The 14,618-nt window shown below is 65.3% G+C and carries 14 protein-coding genes and 1 pseudogene; 11 read left to right on the forward strand and 4 right to left on the reverse strand.

Going from position 1 to position 14,618, the window contains the following annotated elements:
• Nucleotides 1-17: 17 nt before the first annotated feature.
• Nucleotides 18-1,589, reverse strand: a complete 1,572-nt coding sequence (pgi, locus tag YH64_RS03545; RefSeq protein ID WP_046803126.1) for a glucose-6-phosphate isomerase — start codon at nucleotides 1,587-1,589, stop codon at nucleotides 18-20.
• A gap of 245 nt (nucleotides 1,590-1,834) precedes the next feature.
• Here pgi and YH64_RS03550 point away from each other — a divergent pair, with 245 nt between their 5' ends.
• The 3 genes from YH64_RS03550 to YH64_RS03560 all read left to right on the forward strand — a co-directional run bounded on the left by YH64_RS03550 (nucleotide 1,835) and on the right by YH64_RS03560 (nucleotide 5,467).
• The gene (locus YH64_RS03550) at nucleotides 1,835-2,938 is read left to right on the forward strand and encodes a glycosyltransferase (protein WP_046802947.1); all 1,104 of its coding nucleotides are present in this window, start codon (nucleotides 1,835-1,837) and stop codon (nucleotides 2,936-2,938) included.
• Nucleotides 2,939-3,096: 158 nt separating this feature from the next.
• Nucleotides 3,097-4,134 carry a lipopolysaccharide heptosyltransferase I gene (gene waaC, locus YH64_RS03555; protein WP_046802948.1) on the forward strand — a complete coding sequence of 346 codons (1,038 nt, stop codon included), beginning with the start codon at nucleotides 3,097-3,099 and terminating at the stop codon, nucleotides 4,132-4,134.
• Between the two features lies 1 nt (nucleotide 4,135).
• Complete coding sequence (locus YH64_RS03560; protein ID WP_143215236.1) at nucleotides 4,136-5,467, forward strand: 3-deoxy-D-manno-octulosonic acid transferase; 1,332 nt, start codon at nucleotides 4,136-4,138, stop codon at nucleotides 5,465-5,467.
• Nucleotides 5,468-5,512: 45 nt separating this feature from the next.
• Here the strand turns inward: YH64_RS03560 and YH64_RS30055 are convergent, their stop codons facing one another.
• The 3 genes from YH64_RS30055 to YH64_RS03570 are packed head-to-tail and all read right to left on the reverse strand — an operon-like array spanning nucleotide 5,513 to nucleotide 7,344.
• Entirely contained in the window at nucleotides 5,513-5,677 is a 165-nt protein-coding gene (locus YH64_RS30055; RefSeq protein WP_185975327.1) for a hypothetical protein, read from the reverse strand.
• Nucleotides 5,678-5,689: 12 nt separating this feature from the next.
• On the reverse strand, nucleotides 5,690-6,496 hold the full coding sequence (locus YH64_RS03565) for a type III pantothenate kinase (RefSeq protein ID WP_046802950.1): 807 nt from the start codon (nucleotides 6,494-6,496) through the stop codon (nucleotides 5,690-5,692).
• On the reverse strand, nucleotides 6,493-7,344 hold the full coding sequence (locus tag YH64_RS03570) for a biotin--[acetyl-CoA-carboxylase] ligase (RefSeq protein WP_046803127.1): 852 nt from the start codon (nucleotides 7,342-7,344) through the stop codon (nucleotides 6,493-6,495). Before YH64_RS03570 ends, YH64_RS03565 begins: the two co-directional genes overlap by 4 nt.
• Nucleotides 7,345-7,440: 96 nt before the next feature.
• On the opposite strand from YH64_RS03570, the gene YH64_RS03575 reads away from it, so the two are divergent.
• The 8 genes and pseudogenes from YH64_RS03575 (at nucleotide 7,441) to YH64_RS03610 (ending at nucleotide 14,599) form a co-directional block, all read left to right on the forward strand.
• Nucleotides 7,441-8,571 (forward strand): ABC transporter permease, encoded by a 1,131-nt coding sequence (locus tag YH64_RS03575; protein WP_046802951.1) that lies wholly within the window; start codon nucleotides 7,441-7,443, stop codon nucleotides 8,569-8,571.
• A complete protein-coding gene (locus YH64_RS03580; RefSeq protein ID WP_046802952.1) occupies nucleotides 8,571-9,410 on the forward strand; it encodes an ABC transporter ATP-binding protein in 840 nt (279 codons plus the stop codon). Before YH64_RS03575 ends, YH64_RS03580 begins: the two co-directional genes overlap by 1 nt.
• Nucleotides 9,397-10,353, forward strand: coding sequence for an MlaD family protein (locus tag YH64_RS03585; protein ID WP_046802953.1), 957 nt, complete (start codon nucleotides 9,397-9,399; stop codon nucleotides 10,351-10,353). The genes YH64_RS03580 and YH64_RS03585 overlap by 14 nt, the downstream gene beginning before the upstream one ends.
• A pseudogene (locus tag YH64_RS03590) lies at nucleotides 10,350-10,949 on the forward strand (ABC-type transport auxiliary lipoprotein family protein); the annotation flags it as partial. The gene YH64_RS03585 and the pseudogene YH64_RS03590, both read left to right, overlap by 4 nt.
• Before the next feature lie 186 nt (nucleotides 10,950-11,135).
• Entirely contained in the window at nucleotides 11,136-11,789 is a 654-nt protein-coding gene (locus YH64_RS03595; protein ID WP_046802955.1) for an alpha/beta hydrolase, read from the forward strand.
• Nucleotides 11,790-11,940: 151 nt separating this feature from the next.
• Nucleotides 11,941-13,203 (forward strand): D-alanyl-D-alanine carboxypeptidase family protein, encoded by a 1,263-nt coding sequence (locus YH64_RS03600; RefSeq protein ID WP_046802956.1) that lies wholly within the window; start codon nucleotides 11,941-11,943, stop codon nucleotides 13,201-13,203.
• 139 nt (nucleotides 13,204-13,342) lie between these two features.
• A complete protein-coding gene (locus tag YH64_RS03605) occupies nucleotides 13,343-14,209 on the forward strand; it encodes a D-amino acid aminotransferase (protein ID WP_046802957.1) in 867 nt (288 codons plus the stop codon).
• A gap of 117 nt (nucleotides 14,210-14,326) precedes the next feature.
• Entirely contained in the window at nucleotides 14,327-14,599 is a 273-nt protein-coding gene (locus YH64_RS03610; protein ID WP_006216435.1) for a YbeD family protein, read from the forward strand.
• Nucleotides 14,600-14,618 lie beyond the last annotated feature (19 nt).

Below are 14,618 nucleotides of genomic sequence, written 5' to 3' on the forward strand. Positions count from 1 at the left end.
ATGCCGGTACGGAGGTATTAGCGCCCCTGCGTCAGAACCGAAATCCAATGCTGGGTCGAAAGATCGTGATCGGCGTTTTGGCCTTGCCCGTGCAATTCGCGCAGGATGCCGCTGGCCATTTTCTTGCCCGCCTCGACACCCCATTGATCGAAGGGGTTGATCCCCCAGATCAACGCTTGTACGAAGATCTTGTGCTCGTACAGTGCCAGCAACGCGCCCAGCGCGTACGGCGTCAGGCGCGGCAACACGATCAGCGTAGAAGGCCTGCCGCCTTCGTGTCGGCGATGGCGCGCGAGCCATTCGGCCTTGTCCGCGGGCATGCCTTGGGCCAGCATGGCGTCGCGATCCGCATCCAGCGACGTACCCCGCAGGAGCGTCTGGCGTTGGGCCAGGCAATTGGCCAGCAGCATGGCGTGTTCTTCGGTCCATTGGTGGTCGGCTTCGCGGCACATGATGAAATCCACCGCCGCGCCGTCCGTGCCTTGGTGCAGCCACTGGAAGAAGGTGTGCTGGCCGTCGGTGCCGGGCATGCCCCACACCGACGGGCCGGTGGGCACGCCCACGGGGTCGCCGGCCATATCCACGGATTTGCCCAGCGATTCCATATCCAGCTGTTGCAGATAGGGCGCCAGGAATTGCAGGCGCGCGTCATACGCGGCGATGCTGAGCGACCCATACCCGAGCACGCTGCGGTTGGCGACGCCGGCCAGCGCAAGCTGCGCAGGGGCGTTTTCGGCAATGGGCGCCTGGGCGAAGTGCTCGTCCATGGCGGCGGCGCCGGCACGGATGCCTTCGATGACGTCAATCCCGACCGCCATGGCCACTGGCAAGCCCACGGCGGACCACAAGGAATATCGGCCGCCCACCCAGTCCCAGAATTCGAAGACCTGCGAAGACGGAATCCCCAGCGCGCGGGCGGCGTCGGGGCGGGCGGTGATCGCCACGACCTGCTCATACGGCCGTTCCACGCCCGCCTGTGCCAGCCAGTCCACGGCGCGCCGCAGGTTGGCCAGCGTTTCTGCCGTCGTGAAGGATTTGGATGTGACGACCAAAAGAGTGTCTTGGGCATTCAGGCCCAGGATGGCGTCTTCAAGGGCATGCCCGTCAATATTGGCCACGAATTTCAGGGCTCTGCGAGCGCCGCTACCGCTGCACGCGTCCGTGGCCAAGCGCACGCCCCAGTCGCTGCCGCCGATACCAATATGGATCACCGCTTTCCATTTGCCCTGAGCGTCCGCCTGTTCCACGAATTCCCGAACACGTTGGTGTTCGCGGGCGACGGCTTCAATGGGTTCCGGCGCGCGCAGCATGGTGTGCCAAGCGGCGCGGTCTTCTGTCTTGTTGACGTGGTCGCCGGCCAGCAGAGCCGCGCGTGCCTGGTCGAAACCACGGGCTTGGAGCAGGGCGGTTGCCGCAGCGCGGGCGTCTGGGGATGAGACCTGCGCGCTGAGGTCGATGGTTAGTCCGGCGGCGTGCAACAGGCGTAGTTCATCAGTGCAGATTGAGCCGTGCTGGACGGCCTGAGAGAACGCTTGCCATTCGGGAAGGCGCGGGAGCTTCGCAAGGTCAACGGGTTTTAAAGGCAGCATATTTTTTTGTAAATACGTCTTGATACTGATGTCCAAGTCCAGACGCGTCTCGTCAAATCGGAGGCGGGCGCGGTGCGCGCAATTCTGCAGATGCGCGAGTTTAGCCGGTTGATCAGGCGCCAAACAGGCCCTTTTTATTTTGCAAGCCGCGTTTCCATTCTTTTGCAAAGCTGTCCATATTGTTTTCATGCCTTGTCTGCGTCTGACGCTACAATTCCGCGATTCTCCCTCCGGCGCGTTTTTTTATGCTGTACGTTCTTGTAGCGTTTCTGGTTTCGCTGTTTTCGACCTTGCTGATCGTTCGCTACCGTTCTTGGCACGACGGCCTGACGGCTGACCACGATCTGGAGGGCGTGCAGAAGTACCATTCGAAGCCTGTGCCCCGCATCGGCGGACTGTCCTTGCTGATCGCCAGCGGCGTCACGTGCGCCTTGGTGGCAGTGCGCGAGCCGGACGTCCTTCCGAACATGGTGCTGCTGTTGGCGGCCTCGATGCCGGCATTTCTAGGGGGCTTCGCCGAGGACCTGACCAAACAAGTGCGGGTTTTGGTGCGGCTTGGACTTGCAATGTTGTCGGGCGGCATTGCGTATTATCTGCTTGGCGCGGCTGTGACGCGTGTCGACATTATCGGAATTGATTGGCTGCTGCAATTCTGGGTTATTTCGTTTATTTTCACGTCGGTTGCCATTAGCGGCGCCGCCAATGCCATAAACATTATTGACGGGTATAACGGCCTGGCGGCCGTGGTGTCCGCAATGATCTTGGCCGGGTTTGCCTACGTCTCGTTTTATCTCGGCGATCGGTTTTTGTTGATCGTGGCATTGAGCACGCTGGGCGGCATTATCGGATTCCTGGTTTGGAATTACCCGCACGGCCACATATTCCTCGGGGACGGCGGCGCTTACTTCCTGGGATTCATGATCGGTGAATTGTCAGTGCTGATGCTGGCGCGTCACCCTGAAGTGTCAGCATGGTTTCCGTTGCTGCTGTGTATTTATCCGGTATTCGAAACCCTGTTTTCCATTTATCGGAAAAAGTGGCTGCGGGGCCGCTCCCCTGGCGCTCCCGACGGTGTGCACCTGCATATGCTGATCTACAAGCGCCTTGTGCGCTGGGCGATCGGCTCGCGCGAAATGCGGCATCAAACCCAGCGCAATTCCATGACGTCGCCGTACCTGTGGTTGCTTTCGTCGTTGGCGGTCATACCCGCCGTATTGTTCTGGCAGCAGCCCTATCTGTTAATGTTCTTCACGGCAGTTTTCTCCACCACCTATGTGGTGCTTTATCGCCGCCTGGTGCTGTTTCGCATGCCCAAGTGGATGATCGTAAAGAAGAAAAAGCGCCATTGACCGGCGCCGCTTTCCTTAACCACCATTGTTCGGAATTTGGGGCAATGGGTTGGCTGGAACGGGCGTCGCTGTAACCAGCAATGTTGTTGTACAGTGCGGGCTGCGTTGAACGGCGCCTGCCAACATCGGGTCGAGGGCGGCGCCAAGCTCGAATCATTATGCCCACACGAATCCTCATCGTTCGCACCTCCTCCTTGGGCGACCTCGTCCACATGCTTCCGGCAATCACCGATATTGCCCGGCATGTGCCTGACGCACAGATCGATTGGATCGTCGAGGAAGCGTTTGCCGAGATTCCGTCGTGGCATCCGGCCGTCAATGAAGTCATCAAGGTCGCCCATCGGCGCTGGCGCAAGTCGTGGTGGTCGTCGCAGGTGCGCTTCGAGCGCCGGGCGCTTAAAGAACGGCTGCGCTCCACGCAATACGACATCGTGCTGGATATGCAGGCGCTACTGAAATCTGCTTGGCTGGTGCGTCAGGCGCGTGGCGTGCGGCATGGGCTGGATTGGCGGTCGGCGCGTGAGCCCTTGGCGTCGCTGTTCTACAACGTGCGGCACCGCGTGGAATTCTGGCAGCCTGCCGTGATCCGACAGCGCAAGTTGGCCGCGCTGACCTTTGGCTACCAGCATGCCGGGCTGCCGGACTTTGGATTGCAGAATTTCGTGCGGCAGGCCAGTCAGCCCGTGGAACCCGTGGTTGAAGTCGGCAGCGACGGCTTGAACGCCGCCGAACTGCCGCGCCTGCATCATTTGGACAACGACCGGGGTTACGCGGTGATCATGCCGTCGGCCAGCCGCGACGACAAACTCTGGCCCGAAGAGGACTGGCGCGCGGTATTCCGCCGCCTGCGCGAAGCCGGCTGCACCCTGAAACTGCTGGCGGGCAATGACGCGGAGGCCGAGCGCGCGAGCCTGCTCGTGGCCGGCATGGAAGGCGCCGAAGTCATGCCGCGCATGGACCTGACCGACGTGGCGCGCTTGCTGGCCGGGTCGCGGCTGATGGTGGGCCTGGACAGCGGGCTGACGCATCTGTCGGCGGCGCTGGGCCGCCCCACCATCGGCATCTACCGCGCTTCCACCCCCGTTCGCACGCCGCTGGTCGGGTCGAACTACACGGCCAGCCTGGGCGACCGCGGCGCGTCTCCATCGCGCGAAGCGGTGATGGCCTCGGTTGAGCAGGCTCTGGCCGCGCACTGACATGAACCGCGGCGTCTACACGCTGGCACTGCGGGCGTTGGCGCCGCTGCTGTGGCTGTGGATGGCGCGCCGCGCCAAACGGGCGGGCGGTCAGTGGGAGGTGTTTTCGCGCGAGCGGTTTGGCCACCCAGCGGATGGGCAACCGTTTTTCGCTTGGACTGCCGCGTCCCAGGCTGCTGCCCCTGTCTCCACTACCGCCGATTGCCCCTGGACCCGCCCCGTCTGGGTGCACGCCGTCAGCCTGGGCGAGACGCGCGCCGCCCAGCCATTGCTGCAAGCGTTGCTAGACTGCGGTTTGCCCGTGCTGCTGACTCACATGACGGCCACGGGCCGCGCTGAAGGCCAGCGTTTGTTCGCCGACGCCATGGGCCGGGGCCAACTGCGCCAAGCTTGGCTGCCGTACGACTTCCCGGGCGCTACCCGCCGCTTCATGCGCGGCTACCAGCCGCGCTGCGGACTGCTGATCGAACGCGAAATCTGGCCAAATCTACTGGCCGCCGCCCGACGCGCGCACGTGCCGATGGCGCTGGTCAGCGCGCGATATTCCGCGTCGTCGCTACGCCAGGCAAAACGCATGGGCGGCGTGATGCACGAAGCCTTGGCCGGCCTCGATATGGTCCTGGCGCAAACGGTGGAAGACGCGGCGCGGCTGGTGCAGGCGGGCGCGCCCGTGCCCGCTGTGACCGGTAATCTGAAATTCGACCTGTTGCTGCCGGCGTCGCAGGTTCAGGCAGGCCGAGAATGGCGCAAGCGTCTGGGTCGGCCGGTTGTGTCGATTGCCAGCACCCGCGAAGGCGAGGACGCCCCTTTTATCGACGCGATTAAGCGCTACAGCGGGCAGCCGGAAGCTCCGCTTTTCATGGTGATCCCGCGACACCCGCAACGCTTTGACGAGGCGGCCAGGCTGTTGAGCGATGCGCAGCTACCGTTCATCCGGCGAAGCGCGGGCGGCGAGGCGACCCCGGAAACCGCCGTGGTGCTGGGCGACAGCCTGGGCGAAATGGCCTTCTATTACGCTGCGTCGGATGTCGCCATCGTCGCGGGCAGTTTTGCGCCGCTGGGCGGGCAGAACCTGATCGAAGCCTGCGCCGCGGGCGTGCCGGTGATCGTGGGGCCGCACACGTTCAATTTTTTGCAGGCGGCCGAAGATGCGATTGCGGCGGGGGCGGTGGTGCGCCAGCCCGATCCTGCCGGGGCGGTGGATGCCGCGATAGCGATGGTGCACGATGAAGCGCTGCGCCAAGAGGCTAGCCGGGCTGCGCGTCGCTGGTTCGAGCTGCACGCCGGCGCCACGCGTCGGACGATGGACGCGCTGGCGTCTTGGCTGGACTGAACTGGGATCGCCGCGCAGCCCTGAATCAGCAGGGGTCCCGCCCGATCACTGCGCCGTCCGCCCCACCAGCTTCACCGCATCCGCATTCAATTCCTGACCAAACCGCCTTGTATCCCGGCCTTCGTCTTCTGGCCGCACGCCGATCCAGCCTTGGCCCAGCGCCAGCACCCACAGGTTCGCCAAGAGGATCAGAATGAAGAGCACTCGCATGGCGGGCCTTGCTCAGGCGTTGAGGTCCAGGGTGGCGCGGGCGACTGCGGCCAGGCCATCCAGGACGGGGTGGTCCAGGTACACCGGCACCGGCGCGGCGCCGAATGCGCCGCCGGCATCGGCCAGCAGGCGTTCTATTTCCTGATGCACTTCGGGCCAGCCGCCGCCCGCCGCGTAGATCTGCGGGGTCTCGCCATAGCGCTGGCGGCCCGCCAGCCATTGGCGCACCACCGCGCCCGCCTGCGCGGCCGCAATGCCGGAGGCAATGGCTTCGTGCGTGTCGACGGGGTAGGCCACGACCTGGCCGTTGGCGATGGGCAGGTTGGCGGTGCCATGGGCCAGGGCGTTTCGCATCATGGCCGGGCCCGGCAGAATCAACCCGCCGGCGAAGACGTTGTCGGGGCCGACGGTATCAATGGTGGTGGCCGTGCCGAAGCTGGCCAGCACGAAGGGGGGATGGGCGCCGGGCAGGCGCGACAGCACGCCCAGCAGCGACGCCCAGCGGTCGGCGCCCAATTGCGTCGGCACGCGGTAGCTGTTGACCAGCCCCAGCGTCGTGCCCTGCGAAGGCGACCACGTCACCGCGCAACCGTGTTTTTGCAGGATGGCGGCAATGGCCGTGCCGCGGGCTTCGCCCGCCACGTTCACGCCCAGCGCGCGCAGCGGGCGGCGCGGCAGCGCGGCCAGCCAGCCATCCAGCGCATCCAGGTCCAGGCCGTCAAAGGCGACCGCCGCCGGCTCGCGCGGCATATCGCGGTTGCTGGCGTCCAGCCAACCCACCTTCAAACGGCTGTTGCCGGAATCAATAAGAATAATCATGCTTGGCGTCGAATCGAGATTTCACCAATTGAAATCGGTGTGGCGCCCTGGGGCGTTTGCACCAGCAGGCGGCCATGTTCGTCCACGCCACAGGCGGTGCCGCTAAGTAGGATATCGCCTTTTTCCAGCACGTTCACCGGCCGGCCCGCCAGCGCGTCGACTCGGTCAAAACGATGCTGAAACGCGGCAAAACCCTCGCGTTCCAAGGTTTGAACCGCGTCGTGCCAGGCGGTGGCGCTGGCGCAGATCAGGTCAGCCGCGTCGGGCAGGAGGCCGGATTCGGCCTGCACCTGAGTCCAGTCGGCCACATCGCGATCCAGCGCGCGGGACAGCTCGGCCGCGTCGCGCAAATTGACCCCCATGCCGATGACAACGGTGTAGCCGGCCTCGCGGCCACCGGGATTGCGGGTGGTTTCCACCAGCACCCCGGCCAGCTTGGCGTCGTGCCACTGCACATCGTTCGGCCACTTCATGCACAGGCCGTTCGCACGCGGCCCGGCAACGGCGCGCAGCGCCTCGCAGGCGACGACGCCGGCCAAGGGCGATAGCGCGGGCAATTGCGCGGCGGGCAGGTGCACGTCGTACGCGCACGAAAACATCAGCGTGGAGCCCGCGCGGTTTTGCCAAGGGCGGCCGGCGCGGCCGCGGCCGGCGTTTTGCAGATGGGTGCCCAACAGCCAGGGTTTGGCCGCGCCAAGCCCCGAGCGGGCTCGCGCCAGCAGGTCGGCATTGGTCGACCCGGTGTTGCCGGTCCAGGTGATGTCTTGGAATACAGGCAGGCGCTGGCCTAGCTCGCGGGCCAGGGCTTCCGGCGCGGGCAGGTCGATAGGGCGGACGTGTTCGGACATGGCGGCGATTGTAGGGCACGCGGCCGCCACGCGCGGTCTTTCGGGGCGCAAGCGTTTATCATTGGCGATACATTTTGCATCCGGTGCCCCGCCTACATGCCGCATTCCGCTTCATCCGCGTCCGCCGCCGCGCCTTTCCGTCTGGACGGAAAAGTCTGCCATGTGGCGGGCGACTGGAGCGTCCTGGCCCTGGCACAGGCCGGCGAAGTCGAACGCCGGCGCACCGCCATGGCCCGCGCGGCCCAGGAAGGCGTGCGCTGGGATCTGCACGGCATCAGCCGCCTGGACACCATCGGGGCCTTGCTGATCTGGCAGGCCTGGGGGGAAAAACTGCCCGAACGGGTGCGCTGGTCGGCCGGCCAGCAGGATGTTTTCAACGCGCTGGCCATGAACAAGGGCGAGGCCCAGACGGCCCCGCCCAAGCCCGAAAGCTTTGCCTGGATCCGCGGCCTGGGCGGCGCCATCTTGCAAGCCGCCGAAAACGGCCGGGCGCTGCTGATCATGCTGGGCCAATTGATGCTGGACCTGGGCGCCATGCTGCGCCGGCCGCGCCTGGGGCCCTGGCGCGAGATCTCGGCGCAGGTGTATCGCACGGGCGCGCAGGCGCTGGGCATCACGGCGCTGGTGGGGTTTCTGATCGGCGTGGTGCTGTCGTATCTGTCGGCGCAGCAGCTACAGATGATCGGCGCCGACCGCTTTATCGTGCGGCTGCTGGGCGTGTCCATCGTGCGCGAGCTTGGGCCGGTGCTGGCGGCCATTCTGGTGGCGGGCCGGTCTGGTTCTGCAATCACCGCGCAGATTGGCGTGATGCGCGTCACGCAGGAGCTGGACGCCATGCGCGTCATGGGTATCTCGCACGGGCAGCGCCTGATCCTGCCGCGTGTGTTGGCGCTGGCCGTGACCATGCCGCTGCTGGTCTTGTGGACGGACGCCATGGCCTTGCTGGGCGGCATGTTGGCCGCGCAGATGCAGCTGGGTATCTCGCCGCAGTGGTTCCTGACCTCGCTGCCGGACGCCATCTCGCTGACCAATTACTGGATCGGCATCCTCAAGGGCGTGACCTTCGGCATCTTGATCGCGCTGATCGCCTGCCACTTTGGCTTGCGCATCCAGCCCAATACCGAAAGCCTGGGCCGGGGCACAACCACATCCGTGGTGACATCAATTACCGGCGTGATCCTGCTGGACGCCTTCTACGCCATCATCTTCAGTTCGGTGGGCATCTGATGAACAGCGCCACGCAAAATCGCCTGTTCACCGACGACAGCGTCACCGTCGAGCCCGTTATCACGGTGCGCGGGCTGCGCACGGCGTTTGGCGACCATGTGGTGCACGACAACCTGGACCTGACCGTCTTCCCCGGCGAAATCCTGGTGCTGGTGGGCGGATCGGGCACCGGCAAGACGGTGCTGCTGCGGCAAATCATCGGCCTGGACCAACCTGCCGCCGGCTCCGTCAAAGTGCTGGGGCATTCGCTGTTCGACCTGTCGCCCGGCGAGCGCCGGCGCCTGTCTTACCGCTGGGGCATGCTGTTTCAGGCGGGGGCGTTGTTCTCGGCGCTGTCCGTGTTCGACAACGTGGCGCTGCCATTGCGCGAACTGCGAACGGTGCCCGAAGACCTGGTGTGCGATGTCGTCATGTGCCGGCTGGCCATGGTCGGGCTATCCGCCAAGGACGCCGACAAGCGGCCGTCGGACCTGTCCGGCGGCATGGTCAAGCGCGTGGCGCTGGCGCGTGCGTTGTCGCTGGACCCCGAATTGCTGTTCCTGGACGAACCTACCGCCGGGCTGGACCCGCTGCGTTCGGACGAATTCGTGGATCTGGTGCGCAGCCTGCACCGCCAGCTGGGGTTTACCGTCGTCATGGTGACGCACGATCTGGACACGCTGCTGGCGCTGGCTACGCGTGTCGCCGTGCTGGCCGACAAGCGGGTGATCGTGTGCGACACGGTGCAGGAAGTCCTGAAGGTCGATCACCCGTTCATTCATACATTCTTTCTGGGCGAACGCGGCTTGCGCGCGCTTGGGGACCTGGCGCCGAAGGGGTTGCATCATGGAAAACCGTAGTCATGCGCTCATGGCCGGCATCTTCACGCTGGTCCTGTTGGTTGCCGCCGCGCTGATCGCCGTGTGGATCGGGCGGGATCGCACCAAGCTGCAAACGTACGAGATCGTGTCGGCCACCGCCGTCAGCGGCTTGAATCCGCAATCGGCCGTGCGTTATCAAGGCGTGCCGGTGGGCAAGGTGCAGTCCTTGGCGCTGAACCCGAACAAGCCGGGGCAGGTGCGCATCCGTATCGGCGTGGCGCCCAATACGCCCATCACCGAATCAACGTGGGCGGAACTGGGCGTGCAAGGCGTGACGGGGATGTCCAACGTGGAACTGCGCGACGACGGCTCGTCGCTCAAGCGCCTGGCCTCGTCCGCCGAGCATCCCGCCGCCATTCCGCTGCGCCCCGGTTTTCTTGATCGCATCGAGCAGCGCGGCGGCAAGCTGATATCCAACGTGGAAGAGGCCACCGAGCAACTGCGCCGCGTGCTCAGCGAACAGAACGTGCAAGCGCTGACCGCCACCTTGCAGAACGCCACCGACATCACGCAGTCGTTGCGGCAAGCCAGCCGCGACCTTGCGCCCACCATGGCCAAGCTGGGACCGCTGATCGATTCGCTGGGCACGACGTCGCGCCAGGCCGACCGCGCCGCGCGCGAGATTGCCGACCTGGCGCAGCAGGCGCGGCAGGCGCTGGCGCGCTTGAATGCGCCCGACGGCCCCTTGTCGGTCGCCACGCGCAGCCTTAACGACATTGCGCTGGCCGCCGCGCGCCTGGATGGCGAAACCCTGCCCGCCGTTACCAATATGGCCACCAACGTCAGCGCCGCCGCGCGTGGCGCGACCGTCACCCTGCGCCGTGTCGACAGCACGCCGCAATCGTTCTTGTTCGGCCCGGCGCCCGTTGCGCCCGGGCCTGGCGAAGCCGGCTTTGCCGGATTCGGGAGACAGCCCAAATGAAAATGCGCAGCGCCGTACTGTTATTGACCGTGACCCTGACTCTGACCTTGGCGGGCTGCGGCATCGGCCGCGTGCCGGCGCCGCCCTCGGTGTTCGACCTGGGGTTGGACGCCAAACCCGTGCCGGCGCTGCCGGCCCGCGCACCGATCGCCATGAGCGTGCAAGCGCCGCCCGCCTTGTCGGACACCAGCATGATCTGGCGCGTGGGCGACAGCGCCGCGCCCCGGGCGTATGCCACGTTCCGCTGGGCCTCGTCGCCGTCCGAACTCGTGCGCCAGCGCATCACCGACCGCTTGTCTCGTCAGGGCGCCGTGCTGGCCGACCGCGTCAATCTTCAGATGCCGCAGTTGCAACTGACGCTGATGCAGTTCGAGCAGGTGTATGCCGATGACGGGCAGTCCAGCGAAGGCCGCATCCTGTTGCAGGCAGTGCTGCTCAATGGTCGCAACGTGGTCGATCAAAAGCGCATCCAGGTGCGCGTGCCGACGCCGACGCAAGACGCCGCCGGCGGCGTCGCGGCGCTGCGGCAAGCCACGGACGAGGCCTCGGATCAGCTGGCGCAATGGTTGGCGGCGACGGTGCGAAGCGCCTCCGCCGCCACGTCCGAACCCGCCTCCGCAGTGGCATCCGGTGCTACGTCAGAAACCGCGCCCCGGCGCGGATTCGGCCCGCGGCCCGGACCGAACTTCGAGCCCGCGTTCAGTTCCTCTGCCGGGTCACGGCCCGGCAATTGAATCCAAGTCTTTACTCCCTCATTTTCTTTTTGCACGTTGAGTTAAACCATGTCCGCACGCACTGATACCCACGCCTTCACCGGCGCCGCCGGCCGCATTGATTGCGCCGTCGATTGGCCTGCCGGCACGCCGCGAGGCTGGGCCCTGGTCCTGCATCCGCATCCGCTGCAAGGCGGCGCGCGCGAAAACAAGGTGGTCACCACCGTGTCGCGCGCCTGCGTGCAGCATGGCCTGGTGGCGGTGCGCCCCAACTTTCGCGGCGTCGGGCAGTCCGAAGGCGTGTTCGACAAGTCGGTCGGCGAAACCCAGGACATGCTTGCCGTGGTGACGCAAATGCGCGAGCTGCATCCCGAACTGGCCGACGCACCCTGGGTACTGGCTGGCTTTTCGTTTGGCACCGCGGTCGCGGCGCAAACCTACGCGGCGCTGGCGGATGCGGGCGATGCCAAGCTGCCGTCCGCGCTGATGTTGATGGGGCCGGCGGTGAACCGGTTTCAGTCGCATGAAGTCCAGGTTCCTGACGACACGCTGATGGTCCACGGCGAAGAAGACGAGGTGGTGCCGCTGTCCGAAGCCATGGACTGGGCGCGTCCGCGTTCGATTCCGGTGGTGGTGGTGCCGGGCGCATCGCACTTCTTTCACGGCAAGCTGCTGGTGCTGCGCCAGTTGATCCAGGCGCGGCTGAAGGTCGCGTTGGACTGAACCGGCCACACGAAGGCAGCAGGTTGCATCAGGTTGCATGTTTTAAATGCACCGGGAACCCCGCGCGAACCGGCCGGGTCCAATCGCCTGCCTATAATTGTCAGCCACTAGCCCCGCGCCGGCGGGCGTCTTTCCTGGACCCACGTTGCCGATGAAGAATTTGCCTTACTCCGCTCAATCCCCCGCTGTCTTTACCCGCCGTCTGCTGACGGGCGCGGTATTGTCGGCGCTGCTTGCGGCCTCGATGCCGGCCTGGACGCAACAAGCGCCCGCCGCTGCCCCTGCCGCCGCGGGCGCCACCGCGCCGGCGCCGTCAGCCTCGGGCGTGGTGCCGGTGGGTGATGTGTCGGCGGTGCCGGCGCCCACCATCGCGGCCAAGGCCTGGATCGTTATCGATGTGAACAGCGGCCAGACCCTGGCCGCGTCCAATCCCGACATGAAGGTCGAACCGGCTTCGCTCACGAAGATCATGACGGCCTACGTCGTGTTCAACGCGCTGGAAGAAAAGCGCCTGACGCTGGAACAGACCGTGCCCGTGTCCGAGCACGCCTGGCGCACGGGCGGTTCGCGCATGTTCATCGAACCGCGCAAGCCCGTCACGGTCGACGAACTGAACCAAGGCATGATCGTGCAGTCCGGTAACGACGCCTCGGTGGCGTTGGCCGAAGCCGTGGGCGGCAGCGAATCGGCGTTTGCCGCGCTGATGAATCAGGAAGCCGAACGCCTGGGCATGAAGAACACCCACTTCATGAACGCCACCGGCCTGCCCGACCCGCAGCACATGACGTCCACGCGCGACCTGGCCACGCTGTCCGCGCACCTGATCACCGATCACCCGGACTTCTTCCACTACTACAAGCAAAAGAGCTACACGTACAACAAGATCACGCAGCCCAACCGCAACCGCCTGCTGTGGGCCGACCCGTCGGTGGACGGCATGAAAACCGGCCACACCGATTCGGCCGGCTATTGCCTGGTGTCGACCGCCGTGCGCGGCGACCGCCGCATCCTGGTGGTGGTGGTGGGCACGGACAGCGAAGCCACACGTGCCGAAGAAAGCTTGAAGCTTTTGAACTGGAGCTTCCAGAACTTCGACACCGTCAAGCTGTTCGACAAGAGCCAGCCCGGCATCGATGCGCGCGTCTGGGAAGGCACCGCTGAAAACGTGAAGCTGGGTCCGCCCAAGCCCGTGTCGATTGCCGTGCCGCGCGGCAAGGCCGGCGACCTGAAGCCGGTCGCCCAGCGCACCGATCCGCTGATCGCGCCGCTGGCCAAGGGCCAACAGGTGGGCACGCTGCAATTCACGCTGGACGGCAAGGTGCTGCGCACCGAGCCGCTGGTCGTGCAGGACGCCGTCGAACGCGCCGGCTTCTTTGGCCGCATGGTCGACACCGTCAAGCGCTGGTTCCAGTAAGCGCACCGCACCGCGCCGTGCCACGGGTGCGGCCGCGGGTGTAAGCTAGCAGCGGGCGTTTCGTGCGAAACGCCCGTTTTCCATTTACAGGCAAGCCCATCGGGCTTGTCCGCGACGTTTGATCCTTCAGGAGTACCCCATGATTCCGGGCGTGCCGGGCGAAAGCCAGGTGTATCTCAACGGCGAGTTCCTGCGTGTCGACGAGGCGAAAGTCTCTGTCCTGGACCGCGGTTTTATTTTTGGCGACGGCATCTACGAAGTCGTTCCCGTGTACCAGGGCAAGGCGTTCCGCATGGCGGAGCACCTGAACCGCCTGGACCGCAGCCTGGCCGCCTTGCGCATCACGCCGCCGATGGACCGCGCGGGCTGGGTCGATCTGATCGAACAGTTGCTGGCGCGCACCAATCTGGACACCTGCATCGTGTACTTGCAGGTGACGCGCGGCGTTGCCAAGCGCGACCACCAGTTTCCCGCTGCGGCCATCACGCCGACCGTGTTCGGCATGATTTCGGCGTGGTCTCCGCCGCCCGCCGCGCAGCGCGCGCAAGGCCTGACCGCCATCAGCATTCCGGATGAACGCTGGCTGCACTGCGAGATCAAGTCGGTGTCGCTGCTGGGCAACGTGCTGGCCAAGCAGCAGGCGGTGGATGCGAACGCCGACGAAGTCGTGCAGTTTCGCGATGGCCACCTGACCGAAGGTTCCTCCACCAACATCTGGGTGGTCTCGGGCGGCAAATTGCTGGCGCCGCCCAAGAACAACCTGATCCTGGAAGGCATCCGTTACGGCCTGATGGGCGAACTGGCCGAAGCCGCCGGCATCCCGTTCGAGGCGCGCCGCATCACCCAGCAAGAGGTGGAATCCGCCGATGAACTGATGCTGTCTTCCGCCACCAAGGAAGTGCTGGCGATCGTTTCGCTGCACGGCAAGCCGGTGGGTTCGGGCAAGCCCGGCCCTGTTTTTGAGCAGTTGCGAGCGGGTTATGATGCCCGCATCGCCGCGCTGTAAACCGTTGTCCCGGGCGGCTGCCGCAGCCGCCCGTCGCGCTTTCGGCCGGCCTTGCCTGTGCGCAGCTTGCCCCCATATAAGAACATTCAGGGGCAACCACCTCTCTAGGTAACTCTCATGCATATTCCGCCCGAAGAATCGCTTATCGAATATCCCAGCGACTTTCCCATCAAGGTCATGGGCAAGCAGCATCCCGAATTTGCCCAGACGCTGACTGACGTCGTGTTGCAGTTCGACCCGGGCTTTGACGCCGCCACGGTCGAGATGCGTCCCAGCAAGGGCGGCAACTACATGGGCCTGACGTTCATCGTGCGCGCCACCTCGCGCGAACAGTTGGACAACCTGTACAAGGCGCTGCACGGCCATCCGATGGTGTCGATCGTTCTGTGATCGTGTAATCGGAATCGCC

This window comes from Achromobacter sp. LC458 (assembly GCF_001005835.2).
Lineage (GTDB): Bacteria > Pseudomonadota > Gammaproteobacteria > Burkholderiales > Burkholderiaceae_B > Achromobacter > Achromobacter spanius_B.

Bases quoted from the DNA above. Each gene is read 5' to 3' on its own strand.
- YH64_RS03580 (WP_046802952.1), top strand. From the start codon at position 8,571: ATGAACAGCGCCACGCAAAATCGCCTGTTCACCGACGACAGCGTCACC.
- YH64_RS03600 (WP_046802956.1), top strand. From the start codon at position 11,941: ATGAAGAATTTGCCTTACTCCGCTCAATCCCCCGCTGTCTTTACCCGC.
- waaC (WP_046802948.1), top strand. From the start codon at position 3,097: ATGCCCACACGAATCCTCATCGTTCGCACCTCCTCCTTGGGCGACCTC.
- YH64_RS30055 (WP_185975327.1), bottom strand. From the start codon at position 5,677: ATGCGAGTGCTCTTCATTCTGATCCTCTTGGCGAACCTGTGGGTGCTG.
- YH64_RS03565 (WP_046802950.1), bottom strand. From the start codon at position 6,496: ATGATTATTCTTATTGATTCCGGCAACAGCCGTTTGAAGGTGGGTTGG.
- YH64_RS03605 (WP_046802957.1), top strand. From the start codon at position 13,343: ATGATTCCGGGCGTGCCGGGCGAAAGCCAGGTGTATCTCAACGGCGAG.
- YH64_RS03550 (WP_046802947.1), top strand. From the start codon at position 1,835: ATGCTGTACGTTCTTGTAGCGTTTCTGGTTTCGCTGTTTTCGACCTTG.
- YH64_RS03570 (WP_046803127.1), bottom strand. From the start codon at position 7,344: ATGTCCGAACACGTCCGCCCTATCGACCTGCCCGCGCCGGAAGCCCTG.
- YH64_RS03595 (WP_046802955.1), top strand. From the start codon at position 11,136: ATGTCCGCACGCACTGATACCCACGCCTTCACCGGCGCCGCCGGCCGC.
- YH64_RS03560 (WP_143215236.1), top strand. From the start codon at position 4,136: ATGAACCGCGGCGTCTACACGCTGGCACTGCGGGCGTTGGCGCCGCTG.
- YH64_RS03585 (WP_046802953.1), top strand. From the start codon at position 9,397: ATGGAAAACCGTAGTCATGCGCTCATGGCCGGCATCTTCACGCTGGTC.
- YH64_RS03575 (WP_046802951.1), top strand. From the start codon at position 7,441: ATGCCGCATTCCGCTTCATCCGCGTCCGCCGCCGCGCCTTTCCGTCTG.
- pgi (WP_046803126.1), bottom strand. From the start codon at position 1,589: ATGCTGCCTTTAAAACCCGTTGACCTTGCGAAGCTCCCGCGCCTTCCC.
- YH64_RS03610 (WP_006216435.1), top strand. From the start codon at position 14,327: ATGCATATTCCGCCCGAAGAATCGCTTATCGAATATCCCAGCGACTTT.